This window comes from Luteibacter sp. NPDC031894 (assembly GCF_050273135.1).
In the GTDB taxonomy this organism is placed as follows: Bacteria; Pseudomonadota; Gammaproteobacteria; order Xanthomonadales; family Rhodanobacteraceae; genus Luteibacter.
Window position 1 is genome coordinate 929845 of record NZ_JBNNMV010000001.1, and the last position, 18688, is coordinate 948532.

General features: G+C 65.8%; 25 protein-coding genes. 13 read left to right on the plus strand and 12 right to left on the minus strand.

What is annotated here, in order from left to right; all coding sequences use genetic code 11:
• Nucleotides 1-40: 40 nt before the first annotated feature.
• On the plus strand, nt 41-625 hold the full coding sequence (locus ACQKIE_RS04415) for an FMN-dependent NADH-azoreductase (RefSeq protein WP_427456174.1): 585 nt from the start codon (nt 41-43) through the stop codon (nt 623-625).
• Between the two features lie 16 nt (nt 626-641).
• On the opposite strand, the gene ACQKIE_RS04420 is transcribed toward ACQKIE_RS04415, so the two are convergent.
• From ACQKIE_RS04420 to ACQKIE_RS04445, 6 genes are all read right to left on the minus strand, one after another.
• On the minus strand, nt 642-791 hold the full coding sequence (locus tag ACQKIE_RS04420; protein WP_427456176.1) for a hypothetical protein: 150 nt from the start codon (nt 789-791) through the stop codon (nt 642-644).
• 223 nt (nt 792-1014) lie between these two features.
• The gene (locus tag ACQKIE_RS04425; protein WP_427456178.1) at nt 1015-1887 is read right to left on the minus strand and encodes a ribonuclease H-like domain-containing protein; all 873 of its coding nucleotides are present in this window, start codon (nt 1885-1887) and stop codon (nt 1015-1017) included.
• Nucleotides 1884-4304 carry a DEAD/DEAH box helicase gene (locus ACQKIE_RS04430; RefSeq protein WP_427456180.1) on the minus strand — a complete coding sequence of 807 codons (2421 nt, stop codon included), beginning with the start codon at nt 4302-4304 and terminating at the stop codon, nt 1884-1886. Before ACQKIE_RS04430 ends, ACQKIE_RS04425 begins: the two co-directional genes overlap by 4 nt.
• Before the next feature lie 66 nt (nt 4305-4370).
• The gene (locus tag ACQKIE_RS04435) at nt 4371-4625 is read right to left on the minus strand and encodes a hypothetical protein (RefSeq protein WP_427456182.1); all 255 of its coding nucleotides are present in this window, start codon (nt 4623-4625) and stop codon (nt 4371-4373) included.
• A gap of 104 nt (nt 4626-4729) precedes the next feature.
• Nucleotides 4730-4969: a hypothetical protein gene (locus ACQKIE_RS04440; RefSeq protein WP_427456184.1), complete on the minus strand. Its 240-nt coding sequence runs from the start codon at nt 4967-4969 to the stop codon at nt 4730-4732.
• Nucleotides 4970-5039: 70 nt separating this feature from the next.
• A complete protein-coding gene (locus ACQKIE_RS04445) occupies nt 5040-5444 on the minus strand; it encodes a hypothetical protein (RefSeq protein ID WP_427456186.1) in 405 nt (134 codons plus the stop codon).
• Between the two features lie 175 nt (nt 5445-5619).
• Between ACQKIE_RS04445 and ACQKIE_RS04450 the strand changes: the two genes are divergently transcribed.
• Nucleotides 5620-5955, plus strand: coding sequence for a hypothetical protein (locus ACQKIE_RS04450; RefSeq protein ID WP_427456188.1), 336 nt, complete (start codon nt 5620-5622; stop codon nt 5953-5955).
• An 8-nt stretch (nt 5956-5963) separates the two neighbouring features.
• Here the strand turns inward: ACQKIE_RS04450 and ACQKIE_RS04455 are convergent, their stop codons facing one another.
• From ACQKIE_RS04455 to ACQKIE_RS04465, 3 genes are all read right to left on the minus strand, one after another.
• On the minus strand, nt 5964-6191 hold the full coding sequence (locus ACQKIE_RS04455; protein ID WP_427456190.1) for a hypothetical protein: 228 nt from the start codon (nt 6189-6191) through the stop codon (nt 5964-5966).
• 95 nt (nt 6192-6286) lie between these two features.
• Entirely contained in the window at nt 6287-6631 is a 345-nt protein-coding gene (locus tag ACQKIE_RS04460; protein ID WP_427456192.1) for a hypothetical protein, read from the minus strand.
• A 55-nt stretch (nt 6632-6686) separates the two neighbouring features.
• The gene (locus tag ACQKIE_RS04465; protein ID WP_427456194.1) at nt 6687-7409 is read right to left on the minus strand and encodes a murein L,D-transpeptidase catalytic domain family protein; all 723 of its coding nucleotides are present in this window, start codon (nt 7407-7409) and stop codon (nt 6687-6689) included.
• Nucleotides 7410-7544: 135 nt separating this feature from the next.
• Between ACQKIE_RS04465 and ACQKIE_RS04470 the strand changes: the two genes are divergently transcribed.
• On the plus strand, nt 7545-9272 hold the full coding sequence (locus ACQKIE_RS04470; RefSeq protein WP_427456196.1) for a L,D-transpeptidase family protein: 1728 nt from the start codon (nt 7545-7547) through the stop codon (nt 9270-9272).
• An 11-nt stretch (nt 9273-9283) separates the two neighbouring features.
• Here ACQKIE_RS04470 and ACQKIE_RS04475 read toward each other — a convergent pair whose 3' ends face one another.
• A complete protein-coding gene (locus ACQKIE_RS04475; RefSeq protein WP_427456198.1) occupies nt 9284-9781 on the minus strand; it encodes a DUF421 domain-containing protein in 498 nt (165 codons plus the stop codon).
• A gap of 129 nt (nt 9782-9910) precedes the next feature.
• Here ACQKIE_RS04475 and ACQKIE_RS04480 point away from each other — a divergent pair, with 129 nt between their 5' ends.
• The 7 genes from ACQKIE_RS04480 (at nt 9911) to ACQKIE_RS04510 (ending at nt 13959) form a co-directional block, all read left to right on the plus strand.
• The gene (locus ACQKIE_RS04480; protein WP_427456200.1) at nt 9911-10348 is read left to right on the plus strand and encodes a low affinity iron permease family protein; all 438 of its coding nucleotides are present in this window, start codon (nt 9911-9913) and stop codon (nt 10346-10348) included.
• A gap of 35 nt (nt 10349-10383) precedes the next feature.
• The gene (locus ACQKIE_RS04485) at nt 10384-11124 is read left to right on the plus strand and encodes a 2OG-Fe dioxygenase family protein (RefSeq protein ID WP_427456202.1); all 741 of its coding nucleotides are present in this window, start codon (nt 10384-10386) and stop codon (nt 11122-11124) included.
• A gap of 108 nt (nt 11125-11232) precedes the next feature.
• Nucleotides 11233-11526 carry a hypothetical protein gene (locus ACQKIE_RS04490; protein WP_427456204.1) on the plus strand — a complete coding sequence of 98 codons (294 nt, stop codon included), beginning with the start codon at nt 11233-11235 and terminating at the stop codon, nt 11524-11526.
• Complete coding sequence (locus tag ACQKIE_RS04495) at nt 11514-11750, plus strand: hypothetical protein (protein ID WP_427456206.1); 237 nt, start codon at nt 11514-11516, stop codon at nt 11748-11750. Before ACQKIE_RS04490 ends, ACQKIE_RS04495 begins: the two co-directional genes overlap by 13 nt.
• A gap of 200 nt (nt 11751-11950) precedes the next feature.
• On the plus strand, nt 11951-12298 hold the full coding sequence (locus ACQKIE_RS04500) for a 2-hydroxyacyl-CoA dehydratase (protein ID WP_427456802.1): 348 nt from the start codon (nt 11951-11953) through the stop codon (nt 12296-12298).
• 54 nt (nt 12299-12352) lie between these two features.
• Nucleotides 12353-13165, plus strand: a complete 813-nt coding sequence (locus tag ACQKIE_RS04505; protein WP_427456208.1) for a CHAD domain-containing protein — start codon at nt 12353-12355, stop codon at nt 13163-13165.
• A 65-nt stretch (nt 13166-13230) separates the two neighbouring features.
• A complete protein-coding gene (locus ACQKIE_RS04510) occupies nt 13231-13959 on the plus strand; it encodes a 3-keto-disaccharide hydrolase (protein ID WP_427456210.1) in 729 nt (242 codons plus the stop codon).
• A gap of 14 nt (nt 13960-13973) precedes the next feature.
• Here ACQKIE_RS04510 and ACQKIE_RS04515 read toward each other — a convergent pair whose 3' ends face one another.
• Nucleotides 13974-15131, minus strand: coding sequence for a calcium:proton antiporter (locus tag ACQKIE_RS04515; protein WP_427456212.1), 1158 nt, complete (start codon nt 15129-15131; stop codon nt 13974-13976).
• Between the two features lie 176 nt (nt 15132-15307).
• Between ACQKIE_RS04515 and ACQKIE_RS04520 the strand changes: the two genes are divergently transcribed.
• Genes ACQKIE_RS04520 through ACQKIE_RS04530 form a run of 3 tightly spaced genes read left to right on the plus strand, consistent with a single transcriptional unit; the run spans nt 15308 to nt 17849 of the window.
• On the plus strand, nt 15308-16723 hold the full coding sequence (locus tag ACQKIE_RS04520; protein ID WP_427456214.1) for a cytochrome ubiquinol oxidase subunit I: 1416 nt from the start codon (nt 15308-15310) through the stop codon (nt 16721-16723).
• Between the two features lie 5 nt (nt 16724-16728).
• A complete protein-coding gene (gene cydB, locus ACQKIE_RS04525) occupies nt 16729-17736 on the plus strand; it encodes a cytochrome d ubiquinol oxidase subunit II (RefSeq protein ID WP_427456216.1) in 1008 nt (335 codons plus the stop codon).
• A complete protein-coding gene (locus ACQKIE_RS04530) occupies nt 17736-17849 on the plus strand; it encodes a DUF2474 family protein (RefSeq protein WP_427456218.1) in 114 nt (37 codons plus the stop codon). Before cydB ends, ACQKIE_RS04530 begins: the two co-directional genes overlap by 1 nt.
• Nucleotide 17850: 1 nt before the next feature.
• Here ACQKIE_RS04530 and ACQKIE_RS04535 read toward each other — a convergent pair whose 3' ends face one another.
• Nucleotides 17851-18627 carry a YkgJ family cysteine cluster protein gene (locus ACQKIE_RS04535; RefSeq protein ID WP_427456220.1) on the minus strand — a complete coding sequence of 259 codons (777 nt, stop codon included), beginning with the start codon at nt 18625-18627 and terminating at the stop codon, nt 17851-17853.
• Between the last annotated feature and the right edge of the window lie 61 nt (nt 18628-18688).

Genomic DNA, 18688 nt, shown 5'->3' on the forward strand with positions numbered 1-18688 from the left:
TCCCATACCGCCACGGCGGCCCATCTACGAGGGATAACCGATGAAACTCCTGCATATCGATGCCAGCGCCCTTGGTGCCCATTCCGTGTCGCGCGGCCTGACTGCCGCCGTCGTGGCGGAGTTCGTCCGCAATCATCCCGGTATCGAAGTCACCTATCGCGACCTGCATGCGGCTCCCCTCGCCCCCTGGGCCCTGCCCACCGGGGAAGACGATCCCAATGCCCTCGAGGGCGCCAAGGTGATGGACGAGTTCCTCGCCGCCGACGTCGTGGTGGTTGGTGCGCCGATGTACAACTTCGGTATCTCCAGCACCTTGAAAGCCTGGATCGACCGCATCGCCGTGGCTGGGAAGACTTTCCGCTACACCGCTTCGGGCCCCGAGGGCCTGGCCGGCGGCAAGCGGGTGATCGTTGCCTCGTCGCGCGGTGGCATCTATGCCGAGGGCAGCCCGGCGGCCGCCATGGATTTCCAGGAGCCCTACCTGCGTGCCGTATTCAACTTCTTCGGCATCACCGAGGTTGAATTCGTGCGGGCCGAGGGCGTCGCCATGGGCGACGACCACAAGGCGAATGCCATCGGCGGAGCGATCGAAGGTATCGGTGGGCTGCTGCGCAAGGCGGCTTGATCTAAAGGCGAGCACCTCACGGGGAGTTTTGCTTTCCCGGCTTTTCTTTCGGCATGTTCTGGTCTTCCTGCGGATGACCCTCCCCGGGAATCTTGGGATTGCCATGCGAAGGCTTCGGGTTGTCTTCACGATAGCCCGGGGTCTGCTGCTTGCCATCGGTCGTCACGAGGTCACCTCCGTTCGCTCAAGGGCGTTGTTGGCAGGCTGCGTGCCCGCACTCGCAGGCGCTACCCACGTTCTGGCTTTCGGCCGCCATGCGGCAGCTCTCGCTGCAGAAGTCCTGCGAGACCGGGACCTTGCAATGGCAACCGGCGTGGTCGCAGGGTTTTGTCGCTTCGTTCATGCGTTCGCTCCGTGCTGTATGGAGACGAGCGTGCGCGGGCCGACGTCTATTTTTCGTTACCGCGCGGCGAAACAACGTGAACGTCGAGGGCTGCCCAACCATGGGCTTCGACCAACAGTCCACTCAGGCTGCGCACGTCCTGCAGGTTGTGCTCAGCGACGCGGACGAGGTTCGTCGACGGACCGCCCCGCAGGTAGGTAAGCCATGCCCGTGGCGCCTCCGAACCCGGCAGGTCGTCCTCGCGCACCACGCGCAACAACCGGCGTTCGGCCGTCTGCATGCGGCAGTTCTCCCACACGTGGCGATAGCGGCGGCGCATCGGGTGCAGCAGGTCGACGTGCGGCAGGCCCTTGAGCGGATTCTCCTGTCGCGCGAGTCGGTAGCGCGTGGCCAGCAAGGGCGCGTCGTAGGATTTGCCGTTGTAGCTGACCAACACCGTGTCCGGGTCGATCCAATCCGCGAAGGCACGCAGCATCGCGGATTCCGCTGCCATGGTGGTGATGTAGAGCTGGCGGACGCGGAGCGATCCGTCGTGCCAATCGGCGGCGCCGACCATGAACGCGCGCGTGCCGGTGCCGCCGGCGAGGCCGGTCGTCTCCGTGTCGAAGTGCAGCAGGTGCTCACGCCGCGCCGTCGTCATGCGGGCGAAGGTGAGGTCGAGCTCGTCCGGTGGCTCGGGCCACGCGAAACGCTGCTCGAGGTAGCGAAGGCCCGGGGCGATCTCTTCGCCGGGTACCTCGCGGCTATGCGCCGGCGCGAGCGTACGCGGCTGGGCCAGTCGTTCGCGCACACCCGCCATGCGGCGCAGGGCTGCCAGGTCGGGCCTGGGACCCTTCGCCGCCTGGGTTGGCGAGGCCTGCGGAGCGCCCACGCCCGCTTGCTTGCGGAGGATAGCCAGACGGGAAGCGAGATCGCTCATGCGGCCGTGGCGCCCAGCAAGCGCAGCACGCGGGTCGCGAGCACACGCGGTGTGTCTTCCCGACCCTCGTCCGCCGCCAGTACCGGCCCGACGCAGCCGGGGCACCCGGCCTTGCAGGCGCACCCTTCCACCGTGGCCAACGCGTGCCCCAACAACTCCTGCGCGCGGTGGAACAGCGGCTCGCTCAGGCCGACGCCACCGGGGAAGTTGTCGTAGAGGTAGACCGTGGGCAGGAAGCGCTCGAGCGCATCGGGCAGCGCCAGGCTGCCATCCGGCGCGCGCAACTGCCCGCGACCGGCCGCATCGACCTGCGCCGACCAACCGCCGTCGCCGGAGCCCACGGCCTTCTGCAAGTCGCGGGGCTCCGCCATGACCGCGACGACCGCCGCGGTGTGCAGTGCGTAGGCGGCGCCAAGGAAGCCATCCAGCGCGTGCTGGCGCGAGCGGAATGCGTCGTCGAGCACGGTCTGCGGCAACTGCCACCAGACCGCGGTCGAATGCAGTTCCTGGTCGGGCAGGTTCACGGGGCCGTAGCCGATGTTTTCGTGTGTGTAATAACGGATCTTCTTGTAGCCGGACACGCGGCGGACCACATGCACCTCGCCATGCCGAGCGCTGCCCTGGCCCGAGGTCCTGCCGTCGAAGCACTCCAGCTCCTTGAGCTTCGTATAGTCGATGGCGTCGGTGTAATAGTCGACGCGGGTGCGCGTGCAATATGCCTTGCGCCCCTCCCAGTCGAGTTTCTCGACCTGGTACGGCACCGACTGGATCATGTGGATGGCGCCCTCGTAAAGCGTGAGCGCTGCCGCGGAATAATCCACTTCCGCGATGATCGTCTGCCGCCCCTCGGTCCGGTCCACGACGACGAAGTTGCCGTCGGCCACCGAGCGGAGGCTCACCGCATTGGCGGGATAGCTGTCGGCAATCCATTCCCAGCGGTCGCCCTCGCGATGCAGCACCTCGGACTCGGCCAGCACCTGCAGGTAATCGCCCGCGTCATCGGGACCGAAGCGGTCGCCGGCGAGGAACGGAAGTTCGAACGCCGCGCAGCGGATATGGTCGAGGAGGATCAACGGCTGGTCGGGCTGGATGCGCGCATGCTCCGGGCTGGCCTCCGTGAGGAACGCCGGGTGCCGCATGAGGTACTGGTCCAGGGGTGCACTGCTCGCCACCAGCACACCCAGCGACGGTTGCTGCCTGCGCCCTGCCCGGCCGAAACGTTGCCATGTCGCCGCGATCGATCCGGGATAGCCATTGAGCACCACGGCATCGAGGCTCCCGATATCCACGCCCAGTTCGAGCGCCGACGTGGACACGATCCCGTCCACGTTCCCCGCACGCATCTCACGCTCCACCTCGCGACGCTCGGTCGGCAGGTAGCCGCCGCGGTACGCGCGAATGCGCGCGGGCTTGCGCGTGTCGTGGTCGAAGACGTCCTTGAGGTACTTGGTCAGCACTTCGACCATCAGCCGCGACTGCGCGAACACGAGCGTCTTCATCTTGGCCTTGATCGCCACACGGGCGATGAGGCTGGTCTGTGATCGCGCCGAGGCCCGTAGCCCCAGGTCCGGGTTGATCACCGGCGGGTTCCACAACAGCACGTGCTTGTCGCCGCTGGGCGCGCCGCTGCGGCTGATCGTGACCACATCGTCCTCGATCAGCGCCTCGGCATGTTCCGTCGCGTTGCCGATGGTGGCGGAGCAGAGGATGAATTGCGGACGCACGCCATAGAAGGCGCAGATGCGCTTCAGCCGGCGCAGCACGTTGGCGAGGTGCGAGCCGAACACGCCACGATACGTGTGGATCTCGTCGATCACGACGTAACGCAGGTTCTCGAAAAATTGCGCCCACTTCGTGTGGTGCGGAAGGATCGCCTGGTGCAGCATGTCGGGGTTGCTGACCACCACATCGCCGTGGAGGCGGATGGCCTGGCGCGCATCGCCCGGCGTGTCGCCGTCGAAGGTGAATGCCTTGACGCCCAGGTCGCCCGCGCGGTTGATGTCGAGCAGCTCGGCCACCTGGTCCTGCGCGAGCGCCTTGGTCGGGAACAGGTACAGCGCCTTGGCGCCAGCCTCGAGCACCGACGAAAGCACCGGCATCGTGTAACACAGCGTCTTCCCTGAGGCGGTCGGGGTGGCGACGAGCACGTGCCGGCCTTCGCGCGCCGCCGCCCACGCCTCCTGCTGGTGGCTGTAAAGACGGTCGATCCCGCGCGCGGCGAGGGCACGGGAAAGCCGAGCGGGCATGTCTTCCGGCAAGGGGGCGAAGGTCCCCTCCCGCCCGAACACGGTAAAGGCGGAACAGACCCGGTCCCCGTACTTGTCGGTGAGGCGGTGCGCCAGGGTTTGCCCGTCGTGCCGGGTCGCAAGGACGGCGTCGGCCTCGTCGGCGCGGAGGGCTTTGAGGTAGGCGGCCATGCGGGATACCGGGCGGCGGAGGGACGCCCGTTATGACCTCCTGTCGTCTCAGATGCTGCGACGGCCTCAGATCACTTCGCTGTCGGCACCCGCATCGGCGTCCGCGGAGTCCGCGTTCGCAAGACGCCAGACCCCCGATTCGTCTTCAACCTTGATGTCGACCACCTGGCCTTGGTTGCGGATGGCGGTGGTGAGCGTCAGGGCGTGTCGAATGGCCTCCTCACGCGTCGGGAACTGCCCGACGAGGTCGGCATTGCGCCTGAGGCTCCACTGCCCACGGGACGATGCATTGAACGGTACGTAGAGGATCGTGCGCTGCAAGACATGCGGCTCCGTCGGGAAGGGCCCCCTCGGCCCTTGACGGCACGAAACTAGGTGCCGCGCCGTCGCGGGCGCGTTATGGCGGAGTCGCCAGCGCGGTCACGTCAGCCGGTATAGGTCCGGCGAGCGTTGTCCAGCCAGTCGGCGTGCCGCGTGCCCTTCTCCATGGCGGCGTCCACGGCCGCGCGCTCGTCGGCGAACTCGTCGAGGAGGGTGATCATCACGAAGTCGCGCGGGCCCGCGTGGCCGACAGGCTCCACGATATAGGCGGATTTCCAGACCCCGGTGGGCGTCTTCAACGTGCGCACTTCCACCGAATACTGGCCGACGGTACGTCGATGCACGATACAGCCCCCTGTACGGTGTCTAGGCGACGGTCGATTCTTGCGCCGTCGCCGTGGAAATGACAAGTGGCTAGGCGTTGGGTGCCGCGGCGGCCGTCAGGCCCGACCCGCTGGCCGGGATGGAGAAGTTCTTCGTTTCGCCCTGGCCCAGGGTGGCGTCCACGTCCACGCGGTCCGGACTACATGCCCCATGGGCCATCATGCCCAGCTTGCGCGCGCCCGAAGGCACGTGGAGCACGAGCTGCTGTCCGATCTCCATGTCCGCGACCACCTTGTCGTCCACGTAAATGGCGCTCGAGCAACCGGCGCCCCAGAGGCCTTGTTCCCGAACGATATTCAAGGTGGCATCGCCGCCATTCGGATTCTGGTAATCGAAGACGGTGCTCGATGGAACGTCGTGGATGCCGACGTGGCGCTCGTTCTGGGTGGCGCAGCCGGCCAGCACGACGAGGCCGGCGATGGCGAGATAACGCATGGCGTGACTCCTCTGGGACCAGGGAAGCATTGGTTCGGCCATGTCGAAAGGGAGTGAAATCCGCTATGTCCTTCGGTTATAACCTGACCACGGCGCTGCGCCAGAAGCTAGAATCCCACCCATGACCGCCGATGCTCCCTCGCCCCGAACAGCCCTCGTTTTCGACCGTGCCCACATGGTCGCGGAGACCATTGCCATGGTCCTGGACGATGCCGGCTATGCGGCGCATCCCACGGTGACGTACCGGGACGCCAAGCGGGCCTTTCACGAATTGCCGGAATTGGCCCTGCTGGTCATTCACGCGGACACGCCAGGCGAGCGCCGGGGCCGCATGCTCCTGCAAGCCGCCTTGCGGGAACGGCCCTCCACAGGGATGGTCGTCATCTCCAGCCGCCTGCCCGAAGATCTCGAACCGTTCCCGCGGACGGCCGTTTTCCTGGAGAAACCGTTCGATCGGGCGCAACTGCTCGAGGCAGTCGAGCGGGCACGCGCGTCGCGCGCCTACGCCTGAGCGGAAAGTCAGCGTTCCAACCGCGCCAGCGATTCCCGGGCCATGCGCCACCCTTCGGACAGCGCCATCTTTTCGGAGTCGTAAGACACGCCTCCACTGTCGCTGGTGTCGATCACCGTCGTCCCGTCCTGTGCGAACACCCGGTAATCCCAGGTGAAGCGCGGCACGCCGTCCGCGCTGCTGTCGCGCATGCACTCCACGTCAATGCGGGAATCTTCATCGAGTTCGTGGCTCATGACTTGCTCCGGTCGCCCTCTGGGGAACCGATGCAACCAATGCGGCGATCAAGACAGCGCGAAAGGCCGGGGAAGAAAGCGTGGGACGGTGCGGATCAGAGGCAGGAAATGGCTTCGTCGCGGAAGCGGCCGTCGTAATCCGGGCTGTCTTTCGTGCGCTTCTGGATTTCGTACATCACGACCTGGGCACCGGCGCCGCTTGCCTTCACGTCCAGACGCTCGTGCTTGCCGTCGTCGTTCGCGGTCACCCGGCCCTCGTCATCCTTGGCATTGCCCTTGGCACTCTTGGCCAGCGCCTGCCACTTCGGCTCCACGCACTGCACATAGGCCGTCACGCTCTTGCCCGTCTTGCTGCTGAGCTTGGGCAGGGTATCAGTCATGCCGCTGGTGGCGCAGCCGGCGAGGACGGTGCAGGCGGCGATCGCAAGAACGTATTTCATGCTGGATTCCACGGTGAGGTTCCGGGAATTCTAGCGCGACGGAGCGCTGCTGCGATCAGCTGCCCGCGCGAGCCATCGCGGTCGACTCGGCCTTCGCAAGCTGCCCGTTGCTGCACTTGAGGTAGTGCGACGACGAAAGCCAACGCTTGTCCGGGTAATACGAGAACACCATCTGGCCGCCCTTGAGGGCGTCGATCAGCTTGTGCGCGATCGCCGTGCGCACCGCCGGACAACCCCAGCTGCGGCCGATCCGCCCCGCGACCTTGGCCATGGCCTCGTTCACGTAAGCCGCTCCATGGATGACGATCGCGCGGGCCATCGCCTGGTCGTTCACGCCCGGCTCCAGGCCTTGCATGCGCAGCGAGTAGCCGTTCTTGCCGGTATAGGTATCGGACGTGCGAAAGAGGCCGAGGCTGGATGCCAGGCTGTTTTGCGCGTTGGAGAATTGGGTCGCTTTGGCGTCGCCGCTGTTCTTCCCATGCGCCACCAGTTCCTGGAACAGGAGCCTGCGGTTCACTGTGTCGAATACCCACAGGCGCGGCTCGGACGACGGCTTCGAGTAGTCGATCACGGCCAGGCGATCCGCCGGCGGGCCGCCCTGTGTCTGCGCGCACTCGGCGGCTTTCACGGCAAGGCCGATGACATGCGGGTCCGCGGCCGGGGCCAGGCGAGCCAGGGCGTCGCCGAGCGAGTCAGCGGCGTGCACCGGTTGGGAGAGGAAGAACGAGGCGCCGAGAAGGGGCGCCGACGCGAGGAGCGTGCGAAGCGATCGGATCATGCGGCCAGCCGTGTAAGCACCAACGGACATCCTAACGTGCTGGTCATTTCTTGACCACAATATCGTCACACCATGGCCCTTCAGATGTGTGAAAGCCTGATAGGGCATCGCATGAATTTACGGATACGATAGGCAATGACTATGGAAAAGACGTTGCGCGGCATGGTTGCCGCGGCATGCATGGCTGCCCTGCCCCATCTGGTTCTCGCCCAGGATCTTGCGCCAGCCGCTTCGGCGGCCGCCCCGCCACCGATCGTGGCGCAGAACCCAGCGCCGGCGATGAGCGCGGCTACCCCGCCGCCGTCGGACGATCCCCTGGCCCAGGCGATCTTCGCGCGGTTGCAGCAGATGACGCCGATAGGCGGCGGCCCGCTGCCCCGTTCTGACGCGGCGCTTGGCAAGGCCGTCGCCGACTTTTACGCGCAGCGCCACTATGCCTCGGCATGGTCGGACGAAGCCAACGTCCGGCAACTCCTGACCGGGCTGGCCTCCGTCGATGCCGACGGGCTGCTGCCTGAGGATTACCACCTCTCCGAACTGAGCCTGATGGCGGAAGCACTGGAAGATCCTGGCCTGTCCCCGGCGGCCCGTGCGGAGTTCGACGTCGCGGCAACCAGTGCCTATATCACCGCCCTCGTGCAACTCGCCCGCGGCAAGGTGGACCCCTTCCGCCTGGACCCCACCTGGAACTTCGACCCGGCCGCGATCGACCCGCAACAAGGCATGTCCCTGCTGCAAACCTCCATCGACGAACGCAGTGTGGACCAGGCCTTCGCCATGGCGCGTCCGCAGAACCCGCTCTACGCGAAGCTCCGCGACGCGCTGGCGCAGCTGCGCGCCACCGCCGCCGATGGTGGCTGGCCACCGGTACCGGGGGGCCCCACCCTCAAACCGGGCATGAAGGACCCACGCGTCTCAGCCTTGCGCGCCCGCCTCGTTGCGGGCGGCTACCTGGACCCGACCCTGGCTCAGGGCGAAACGTACGACAATCCGTTGAAGGATGCCGTGCGGCGGTTCCAGGCGGACCAGTATTTGGACACCGACGGCAACGTCGGTGCGGACACGCTCGTCGCACTCAACGTGCCGATCGCGGTACGTATCGGCCAGGTCCGCGCCAACCTCGAACGAGCGCGATGGCTGCTCCATGCGTTGCAGGGCACCTTCGTCGTCGTGGACGTCGCCGGCTACAAGGTCAGCTTCTACCGCGACGGCCAGCCCGTGTGGAAATCCCGCGTGCAGGTCGGGAAGCCGTATCGGAGCACGCCGATCTTCCGCTCGCAGATCACGTACGTCACCTTCAATCCCACGTGGACGATCCCACCAACGATCCTGAAGAACGACGTCCTGCCCAAGATCCGCAAGAACCCTTCGTACCTGGCAAACAACCGCATTCGGGTGCTAGACCGCAGCGGCAACGTCATCCGTCCGTCCAGCGTCGATTGGGCGCACCCGCGCGGCATCACGTTGCGCCAGGACGCCGGCCCCGGCAACTCCCTCGGCCAGGTGGTCATCCGCTTTCCCAATGCCTTTGCGGTCTACCTCCACGACACGCCGCACCAGGAATTGTTCGAGAAGGCGCGTCGGGACACGAGCTCCGGATGCATCCGCGTCGAACACCCGCTCGACCTCGTGGAACTGCTGTTCAACGATCCCGAGAAGTGGAACCGGCAAGCGATCGGCGAGCGCATCGCCCAGAAGACCACACAGAACGTCACGCTTCCCACGGCGATCCCGGTATTGCTCGCTTACTGGACGGTCGACATCGGCGACGACGGCAAACTGGCGTACAAACCCGACGTCTACCAGCGCGACGGCGCACTGCTCGCCGCCCTGGACAAACCGCAGCCGTTGCGCACGCCTTGATCCTGCACGACTCAACCGGCGCTGGATCCGTGCGCTTCATCCTTCCGGATAAAGGTGATCTTTCCGTTGGGTTCCAGGCGGGCGATCACCACCGAGCCTTCGTGCTCCATCCCTGCCGCGTGCAACGCGCGATTGAAGGCCGCTTCCGGAAGGGCCTGTCGTCGTAGCTCCTCCACATCCCGGCGACCGTTGCGCACCAGGACAGCCGGCAAGCCTTCCACGATGCGGTTGAACCGTGGGTGGCGGGTGCATATCCAGGCCAGCGCCTTGTTCGTCAGCAGGATGCTCGCCACGCCGATGAAGGCACCGAGGTAGGTGTGGTCGTCGCCGATGATCGCGGTACGCAAGGTGCCGCCGGCGAGCACGAGGACGAGCAGGTCGAAGGCCGACATTTCCCCGAAGCTGCGCTTCCCGGAAAGTCGCATCAGTACCAGGAGGCCCAGGTAGGTGAGCACGCCGCGGACCGCGAAATGCCACCACGGCTCCGACAGTTCAAACCATTCGTTCATCGCCAGACTCCTAAGGGGACGCTTAACGCCTTCGCTCGTGCTTCACGGATCGCGCAACACGCTTTGCATGTTGTCGTCGCTACGGCGCATTGGCGAAGTGAACGTTCCCGGGCTTAGCAGGAGACCGACATGGCACAGAACAGCAAGGACCAGAGCTTCTTTACCCGCATGGCGATGGCCGTGGCGAAGGCCTCCGGCAAACCGGCCACGTTCGCCATCGCGGTGCTGATCGTGGTGGTGTGGGCGGCGAGCGGGCCGCTGTTCGGCTTTGGCGATACCTGGCAACTGGTGATCAACACCGGCACCACCATCGTCACCTTCCTCATGGTGTTCCTGATCCAGAACACGCAGAACCGGGACACCGAGGCCATCCAGATCAAGCTGGACGAACTCATCTATGCACTGGAGGGCCCTAACGCGGCGCTGCTGGACCTGGAGGAGCTGGACGAGAAGACGCTCGACAAGATCCGCGGCACGTACATCAAGCGTGCGCTGGAAGCGCGCCGGAAGCTCGGTTGCGAAGGCGCGCCGGAGCGCGAAGCCGACGCCTCGCGCAACGGGGGCTGAAAGCCGACGGAGGTGGCTGGTCGTATACTTCGCGGATGAACGTCCCCCAGGCAGCGACCGAAACCTCCCTCCACGACCAGGTGCGCGACGAGGGCTTCGCCTTCGTGCACGGCCCGGAGATGCGTGCGCTGGTCGAGCACCTGGCGCCGCTGGCGGATTGGGAGGCCTTCGCCGCCAGTTGGAACGCCCTGGAGCCGGATACCTACCTCGCCGCCACCGGCCGGTTCCGGCGCCGCCGGCATGCGACCTTCGCCGCGTCGCGCTTCGGCCACGTGGAGCCACGCCCACACCAGGCCCACTACCAGACGCTGGCCTATAACACCTTGCAGGGCGACATCGAGCGCTGGTTCGAACCCGTCCTCCCGGAAATCGCCACCGGCGCCACGATGGGGGCCATCCTCGATTTCTGCCGCGACTTCTTCGGCGGCCTCTCGCCGGACGTGGCGCATTGGCACGTCGAGGTCCACCAGTTCCGCATCGAGGCTACCGCGGGTGCCGCCGGCGAGCCCACGCCGGAGGGCAGCCACCGTGACGGCGTCGATTACGTGCTGGTCCTGCTGGTCGACCGCGAGAACATCGCCAGCGGCACGACCACCATCCACGGACCGGACGGACGTGCCCTCGGCGAGTTCACCCTCGCCCAGCCGCTGGACGCCGCGCTGATCCATGACCCCCGCGTCTTCCACGGCGTGACGCCCGTGACCCCGCTGGATCCTGCGAAAGCCTCGCATCGCGACGTGCTCGTGGTGACCTTCCGCGCGGCCGACCCTGGCTGAATCCGTAACGGGGCACGCCTCCGTCGCGTGGTTTGCACCAGCGGTTCACGCCGGTCCCGGCGTACTGCGGGCCACCGCAGCCACCTCACGTCGACGACCGGGACCGCCATGAAAGCTTCCGTTTATTGCATGACTCGCACCGTGGAACAGGCCGAGAAGATCGTCCTCGAACTGAAGCAGGCCGGCTTCACCAGCGACGATATCTCCGCCCTCCTGCCGGATCGCCGCGGTTCTCGCGACTTTGCCCACGAGCACCACACCAAGGCGCCTGAAGGCGCGACGGCCGGCGGCGTGGTTGGGCTCGGACTGGGTGCGGGCCTCGGTTGGCTGGCCGGCATCGGCGCACTCGCCATTCCTGGCATCGGGCCGTTATCGCCGCCGGTCCGATCATGGCTGCCTTGAGTGCCGCCGCCGTGGGCACGGCCACCGGCGGCGTCATCGGCGCCCTGGTCGGCATGGGCATCCCGGAATACGAAGCGAAGCGCTACGACGCCAAGGTGCGGGAAGGCAGCATCCTGATTTCCGTGCATACGGAGAGCAGCAAGCAGCGAGACGCCGCCAAGGAGATTTTTCGGGCCAACAACGCCGACGACATCTCCACCGGGTCCGAGGCCAGCGCGACCTGATATCCACAGCCACTGTGGAAAGAGGCTGGACAACCGTGTGGATAACTCTTTTGCCGCCTTTCGCGGCAAGGACTTGCATCGCATTGGTTACATACTGCTCAAGAGTAACGGCTGGGTAAGGCGCGAGACTGTCCCTTCGTCTCAAATGCCGGTCCCGAGGGCATGCCACAATAGTCGTTCCACCGGTTCCAACCAGCGTGATGATGAATTCGTCCGGCAAATATGACTTCAGGCAGTTCCAGGAGGAGCTCGCCGCCCTCGAGCGCAAGGCCGCCGAAAACAAGCCTGCTGCCGCCAAACCCCCGGCTCCCGAGCCTCCCGCCCCGAAGCGACGCGGCCGACCACCCAAGGTCGATCCGCTGGCCGGTGCACGGGCCGAGTTCGAGGTGCTCCGCCTTCGCCACGGGCTGACGGTCGCGGATGTCGTGTCCTGGTTTCCGGCCGAGGAAGGCATCGCCTACCTGCAGGGACTGATCGCCGCCAGCGAGCCGAAGCCAAGGCGGCGCCGCAAGACGGACGCGCCGGCTGCCGAGGGCAGCGAGGACTGAGCCCCCCGGGGGCCGTCGGATGACGTGCCGGCCCCGGTCTGATATCTAGAGGGCATGAGCCCTGACAAAGCGCCGAGCATCGCGGCCGTGCTCGCCTCGTTCGCCGCCAGCGAATGTCGCAAGGCCGTCCGTTCCCTCGCGGACGCCAGACAGCAACACCGGGGCATCCACGAGGCGCGAAAAGCCATTCGCCGGCTCAAGAGCCTGCTGGTCCTGGCGGACGAGCCGTTCGCCGACGCGATGCCCGTCATAAAGGCAATCCTGGGTCACCTTGCCGAGGGCCTTTCGCCTCTGCGCGACGCCTATGTCGCCCTGAACACAGCGCGCACGCTGGCGGGTCCGAGGCCGTCACCCGAATGGCGCCATGTGCTCGTGAAGCTGGAACATCGAAGCGACGGCCGGTTGGCCGCCGCCCTCCACGCCGATCCCCGCTTCCTGAAGCGACGCCGCCAGCTGCGCGAGCTGGCTGTCCTGGTCGAAGGCCTTCCCTGGCGCACGATACGCCAGCGCACGATCGACGCCGCGCTCGCACGCTCGGAGCGACGCGTGGCCAAGGCGCACAAGCGGGCGACCAAGGCAGCCACCCCCGCCAACGTGCACGATTGGCGCCGTAAGGCCCGTCGTCTGCGCATGCAACTGGACCTGTGGCGCCGCGTGCAGAAGGCGCGGGGAAAGACGGGACACCGCCACGTGCAGGGAACGAAGGAACGCGCGCACGAGATGTCCAGGCTTTCCGATGCCCTCGGCTTGAAACAGGACCTCCGCGCCCTCCGCGTCGTGCTTCGATCGTTCCGCGAACCCGATGCGGTGGCGCCCCTGCTCGAACAGATCCGGGTGGAGCTGAAGAAACATCGTAAGAAATCGTGAGGACGGATGGAAGTCCAGACGTCCGTTCTGCGGTACGCTCGCCCTTCCATCCCCGGAGTTACCTCATGATCCGTACGTCCCTGAAGATCATTGCCGCCTGCTGCGTGGCCGCCCTTCCCGCTTACGCCGCCGCCGATGGCGCCGCGAAGTCCGAAGGATGGACCAGCCTGTTCGACGGAAAGACGCTGTCCGGCTGGCATTCGTTTGGCCAGAAGGGCGTGGGCAAGGACTGGAGCGTGGTCGACGGCAGCATCGAGCTGCATCGCGATCTGAAGGCACCGCGGGAAGACTTCGCCGACCTCGTGACCGACAAGGAATACGAGAACTTCGACCTCAAGCTCGAATGGAAGATGACCCCGTGCGCCGACGCCGGCATCATCTTCAACGTGCAGGAGACGCCCAAGTATCGCGAAACCTGGGAGACCGGGCCGGAGATGCAGATCGCCGACCTCGTCTGCACCAAGCCCGACAGCTATACGCTCTACGAGCGCTCGGGCGATCTCTTCGACCTCATTTCGTCCGACATCGAGAACGTGAAGGAGCACGGCAACTGGAATGCGGTCGAGATCATCGTCGACCACGGCCACGTCCAGTTCTTCCAGAACGGCCACAAGACCGTTGACACGACCTTCTGGACGCCGGAGTGGAATGCCCTCGTCGCGAAGACCAAGTTCGCGAAAATGCCCGACTACGCGCGCTTCCACAAAGGTCGCATCGCGTTGCAGGGCGGCGAGGACAAGGGCATCGAGCCGATCCGGATTTCCTTCCGTAATATTCGGATCAAGGAGCTCTGAGCCTCTGAGCTTGCTTACGGCGCGAAAATAAAAAACGCGAACCACGCGAAGACCAGCAGGTGGACCGCGCCCTGGAGCAGGTGCGTGCGAGGGCTGGAGAAGGTGACGACGGACAGGACCAGGGTCAGCACGAAGAGGACCAGGTCCGTCCTCTCCAGGCCGAGGGTCACCGGGTGGTCGGTCAGCCGGCTGATGATCAGGATCGCCGGTATCGTCAGCCCGATCGTCGATAGCACCGACCCCAGCAGCACGTTGACCGAGCGCTGGAGCTGGTTGCGGTTGGCCGCGCGAATGGCTCCCATGCCTTCGGGCATGGCGACGAGCACGGCCATCGCGAGGCCACCGAGGAGTGCGGGAGCTCCCATCGTCTCCACCACGTAATCGACCGGTACGGCGAGCTTATCCACGAGGAACACCACGGGGACCATGTACGCGACGAGGAACGCGGCGGCCACCCTAGGCCCTCGTCCCGCCGTCCGCTCTGGCCTCTCCTCGTGCGGTGCCGGCTCCGCGGCGGTGAAATAACTGCGCATTCCCCGTGTCTGCAGGAACAGGAAGGTGGCGTACACGGCAACGGCGGACACAGCCAGGAACAGCTGGTGGGACAGTTCCGACCGCGAATCGATCGGGTCGTGCGCGAACGTCGGCATCACCATGCCGAGGACACCGAGCGGAATGATGAGCCCAAGGTAGGCGTTGGCGCCCTGCAGGTTATAGGACTGCTCACGATGCTTGAGGCCGCCCAACATCAGGGCGAGCCCGACCATGCCGTTCAAGACGATCATCGCTACCGAGAACAGGGTGTCGCGCGCGAGGGTCGGATTATTCGCGCCGTGCAACATCACGGCCGCGATGCTCATGATCTCGATCGAGGTCACCGCGAGCGTCAGGATCAGCGTGCCCCGGGGTTCGCCCAGATGGTGGGCAAGGTGCTCCGCATGGCGCACGACGGCGATCGCCGAGCCGAGGATCACCACGAACAGCCAGGCGAAGATGATGACGAGGCGGCCGGGCGACTCCATGCCGGAAAGCAGCACCTCGGGAGCGATCAGAAAGATGGCGCAGGAGACCAGGCTCACCGGAAGGAAGCTCTCGCCGCGCAACGCGAACAAAAGGCGACGCAGCGTGGCGCCCCTTGGCGCCGTCCCGACGGGTCCTGGCGATGCGTCCATCTCTGCCTTCCGATCCTGGCGGCGGATGAGCGCATCCTAGCATCGGCCGATGGGGGAAGCAGAACGCGACAAGCCGGCCCCTCGGCGCCCTGCGACAATCGAGCATATGCCAAAGTGTCGCGCCGGCAGCCCGCCCGCGCGCAACGGCCTAGACTGTGCGCGAGACGGAGATTCCCATGAACGTTCCCGACACGGCACTCCTCCTGGCACGTTGGCAGTTCGCCTTCACGGTGTCATTCCACATCATCTTCCCGGCCATCAGCATCGGCTTGGCGAGTTACCTCGCCGTACTCGAGGGCCTGTGGCTCAAGACGGGCAAGGTCGTATACAAGGAGTTGTTTTTCTTCTGGTCGAAGATCTTCGCCGTCGGCTTCGCGATGGGCGTCGTGTCGGGCGTGGTGATGAGTTACCAGTTCGGCACGAACTGGTCCGGCTTCTCCGCTGTCGCGGGCTCGGTCACCGGCCCGCTGCTTACCTTCGAGGTCATGACGGCGTTCTTCCTGGAAGCGGGCTTCCTCGGCATCATGCTCTTCGGCTGGACGAAGGTTGGCCCGAAGGCGCACTTCTTCGCGACGCTCATGGTCGCCACCGGCACCCTCATCTCCACGTTCTGGATCCTATCGTCCAACAGCTGGATGCAGACGCCTCAAGGGCACGCGCTGGTCGATGGCAGGATCGTTCCCGTCGACTGGTTCAAGATCGTCTTCAATCCCTCCTTTCCCTATCGCCTGGTGCACATGTCGCTGGCGGCGTTCATCGTGGCCGCGTTGCTCGTCGGGGCCTGCGCGGCCTGGCACCTCTTGCGCGGCCGGAAGGACGCGGGGATTCGAAAATCGTTCTCCATGGCGCTGTGGATGCTGCTGGTCGTCGTGCCGATACAAGTAGCCGTCGGCGATGCACACGGCCTCAACACACGCGAGTACCAACCGGCCAAGATCGCAGCGATCGAGGGCATTTGGGAAACCGAAAAAGGCGCATCCCTCAATCTGGTGGGCTGGCCCGACATGGAAGCCGAGACCACGCACTACGCCGTGCAGGTACCGCACCTGGGCAGTGTGATCCTCACGCATAGCTGGGACGGCGAAATACGCGGACTGAAGAGTTTCGCGCCGGAGGACCGCCCCAACTCCACCATCGTTTTCTGGAGCTTCCGCATCATGGTGGGCATGGGGCTGCTGATGCTGCTCCTCGCTCTCCTCGGCCTCGTGCTACGGCGTCGTGGGCGCCTCTACGAGGTCCGCTGGTTCCAGCGCTTCGCCTTGCTCATGGGACCGTCCGGCCTCGTCGCACTGCTCGCCGGTTGGGTGACCACGGAGGCCGGACGACAGCCGTGGGTCGTGTACGGTGTGCTGCGTACGCGGGATGCGGTGTCGTCGATCACGGTGCAGCAGGTGGGCACCTCACTGATGATCTTCGTGATGGTGTACTTCCTCGTCTTCGGTACCGGCATCTATTACATGCTGAAGCTGATGGCGAAGGGACCGAACCTGCCTCAGGACGAAGCGGACGCGGAAGCCGGGGACACCGGCCACGGACGGGAACGTTTCGATCATCGTCCGCTGTCGCGGCCCACCGATCCCATCGACGAGTAACCGCCATGACCATCGACCTGCCAGTCATCTGGGCGGCCATCATCGGCTTCGGCGTCTTCCTCTACGTCATGCTCGATGGCTTCGACCTCGGCATCGGCCTGATCTTTCCCTTCTTCGATCGCGAAGGCGAACGCCAGGTCATGCTCAATACCGTCGCTCCCGTATGGGACGGCAACGAGACGTGGATGGTGCTCGGCGGCGCCTCGCTGTACGCGGTGTTCCCCCTCGCCTATTCGATCCTGTTGCCGGCGACCTACCTGCCCATCGTGGCGATGCTCTGCGGCCTGATCTTCCGGGGCGTGGCCTTCGAGGTGCGGGCGAAGGCACGCCGCACGCAGCACCTCTGGGACCTGGCCTTCATCGGTGGCTCCGGCGTGGCGACCTTCGCCCAAGGCGCGATCCTGGGCACCCTGCTCCAGGGCATCGAGGTGCGCGACGGCAAGTTCGCGGGCGGTCCCTTCGACTGGTTCACGCCCTTCAACCTCTTCACAGGGATCGGCCTGCTGGTGACTTATGCCACGCTCGGCTGCGGCTGGCTCCTGATGAAGACGGACGGTGAACTGCGCCGACGCATGGGCGTGCTGATGCGGCCGCTTACACTCGTCCTCGGCGCGACCATTGGCATCGTCAGCCTCTGGACGGTCGTGGGCCAGCCGGCGGTAGCCGCGCGCTGGTTCGCGATGCCCGACCTGTTCTTCTTCCTGCCCGTACCCGGGCTCGTCGTGGTCTGCCTCGTCGGCATCTTGATGTCACTGCGCCGCGGCGCGGACCGAACGCCGTTCCTGCTCACCCTCGCCATCCTGTTCCTCGGCTATACCGGGCTGATCATCAGCATCTTCCCGAACATCGTGCCGCCGTCGCTGGACATCTGGACCGCGTCCGCGCCGCGGTCGAGCCAGGTGTTCACCCTCATCGGCGCGGCCATCGTGATCCCGATCATCCTCGTGTACACCGCGCTGGCTTACTGGGTCTTCCGCGGAAAGGTCCGCGCGGACGATCCGGGCTACCACTGATGGCAGCGCGGCCCCGCTGGAAGCAAGTTGGCTGGTTCGCGGTGCTTTACCTCGGCGGCGTTCTAGCGGTTGGCATGATCGCCGCGCTGTTCCGGGTGCTGGTGCCGCACTGAGTCAGGCGTCGTCGCCCGCGACGAAGCCCATGAAGCTGGCTTGCGACCCGTTCAGCGCCGATGCCGGCAGCGGCGCCGTGCCGGCGGACTGCAGCAGGTCGAGCGTTGCGCGCCGGTGCGAGACGACATGCCATGTCGTACTGGCTGCATCGCCGTCGGCCGAGAGTACCGCCTGCTCGAGTGCCGCTAGCAAATCTTCGCGAACGGGTGCGTGGACCACGACGCCTTCGTTCGCGAGCCCGCTCGAAGAAATGCCGAGGATCGCGCACAGGCGTGCCTTGACCGAGGCATCTCGCGCATCCGCTTCGCGCATGCCCACGATCGCACCCGCCACTTCGGCGTCCTTCCATTGCCCGTCATCCCCCTGCAAGACCTCCTGGGTTCGCCAGGCTTCCGGCGGACACAGCTTCGTATCGCGGTCGAGCGCGAAGAACGGATTCACTTCGGCGGGATACACGCGGCACGCGCGCGGACGCCGCTCATAGATGCCGCAGCGAAAATCCGGTTGCAGGTTCGGACAGGCACCCTCGAAGATCGCCATCAGCGACACGATGACTCGCACCGGGAGCTGCCCACTCGTGGCGGCGAACGAGCGACGCCGCTTGTACCAGGCGAGGTGGTTATCGGCGGGTGGTTCTTCCGGCCACGGTATAGCCTCGCAAAAGAGCTGCACATCGCCCCCATCGCGAAGCCAGGCCACGGCCTCTTCCACGCCGACCGGCAGGCGCAGTCCGTGGCAGCATCGGCCACACATGGTGCAGGAGAAGTGGATCGTCATGGAAATCCCTGGTCGGTACGTCCGCGGCACGAACGATGTCGATGTCATTCGTGCCACGCCA

Bases quoted from the DNA above. Each gene is read 5' to 3' on its own strand.
- ACQKIE_RS04450 (WP_427456188.1), top strand. From the start codon at position 5,620: ATGGTCGCGGAGACCATTGCCATGGTCCTGGACGATGCCGGCTATGCG.
- ACQKIE_RS04485 (WP_427456202.1), top strand. From the start codon at position 10,384: ATGAACGTCCCCCAGGCAGCGACCGAAACCTCCCTCCACGACCAGGTG.
- ACQKIE_RS04465 (WP_427456194.1), bottom strand. From the start codon at position 7,409: ATGATCCGATCGCTTCGCACGCTCCTCGCGTCGGCGCCCCTTCTCGGC.
- ACQKIE_RS04500 (WP_427456802.1), top strand. From the start codon at position 11,951: ATGATGAATTCGTCCGGCAAATATGACTTCAGGCAGTTCCAGGAGGAG.
- ACQKIE_RS04425 (WP_427456178.1), bottom strand. From the start codon at position 1,887: ATGAGCGATCTCGCTTCCCGTCTGGCTATCCTCCGCAAGCAAGCGGGC.
- ACQKIE_RS04495 (WP_427456206.1), top strand. From the start codon at position 11,514: ATGGCTGCCTTGAGTGCCGCCGCCGTGGGCACGGCCACCGGCGGCGTC.
- ACQKIE_RS04470 (WP_427456196.1), top strand. From the start codon at position 7,545: ATGACTATGGAAAAGACGTTGCGCGGCATGGTTGCCGCGGCATGCATG.
- ACQKIE_RS04510 (WP_427456210.1), top strand. From the start codon at position 13,231: ATGATCCGTACGTCCCTGAAGATCATTGCCGCCTGCTGCGTGGCCGCC.
- ACQKIE_RS04415 (WP_427456174.1), top strand. From the start codon at position 41: ATGAAACTCCTGCATATCGATGCCAGCGCCCTTGGTGCCCATTCCGTG.
- ACQKIE_RS04530 (WP_427456218.1), top strand. From the start codon at position 17,736: ATGGCAGCGCGGCCCCGCTGGAAGCAAGTTGGCTGGTTCGCGGTGCTT.
- ACQKIE_RS04515 (WP_427456212.1), bottom strand. From the start codon at position 15,131: ATGGACGCATCGCCAGGACCCGTCGGGACGGCGCCAAGGGGCGCCACG.
- ACQKIE_RS04475 (WP_427456198.1), bottom strand. From the start codon at position 9,781: ATGAACGAATGGTTTGAACTGTCGGAGCCGTGGTGGCATTTCGCGGTC.
- ACQKIE_RS04480 (WP_427456200.1), top strand. From the start codon at position 9,911: ATGGCACAGAACAGCAAGGACCAGAGCTTCTTTACCCGCATGGCGATG.
- ACQKIE_RS04505 (WP_427456208.1), top strand. From the start codon at position 12,353: ATGAGCCCTGACAAAGCGCCGAGCATCGCGGCCGTGCTCGCCTCGTTC.
- ACQKIE_RS04455 (WP_427456190.1), bottom strand. From the start codon at position 6,191: ATGAGCCACGAACTCGATGAAGATTCCCGCATTGACGTGGAGTGCATG.
- ACQKIE_RS04445 (WP_427456186.1), bottom strand. From the start codon at position 5,444: ATGCGTTATCTCGCCATCGCCGGCCTCGTCGTGCTGGCCGGCTGCGCC.
- ACQKIE_RS04490 (WP_427456204.1), top strand. From the start codon at position 11,233: ATGAAAGCTTCCGTTTATTGCATGACTCGCACCGTGGAACAGGCCGAG.
- cydB (WP_427456216.1), top strand. From the start codon at position 16,729: ATGACCATCGACCTGCCAGTCATCTGGGCGGCCATCATCGGCTTCGGC.
- ACQKIE_RS04430 (WP_427456180.1), bottom strand. From the start codon at position 4,304: ATGGCCGCCTACCTCAAAGCCCTCCGCGCCGACGAGGCCGACGCCGTC.
- ACQKIE_RS04520 (WP_427456214.1), top strand. From the start codon at position 15,308: ATGAACGTTCCCGACACGGCACTCCTCCTGGCACGTTGGCAGTTCGCC.
- ACQKIE_RS04460 (WP_427456192.1), bottom strand. From the start codon at position 6,631: ATGAAATACGTTCTTGCGATCGCCGCCTGCACCGTCCTCGCCGGCTGC.
- ACQKIE_RS04535 (WP_427456220.1), bottom strand. From the start codon at position 18,627: ATGACGATCCACTTCTCCTGCACCATGTGTGGCCGATGCTGCCACGGA.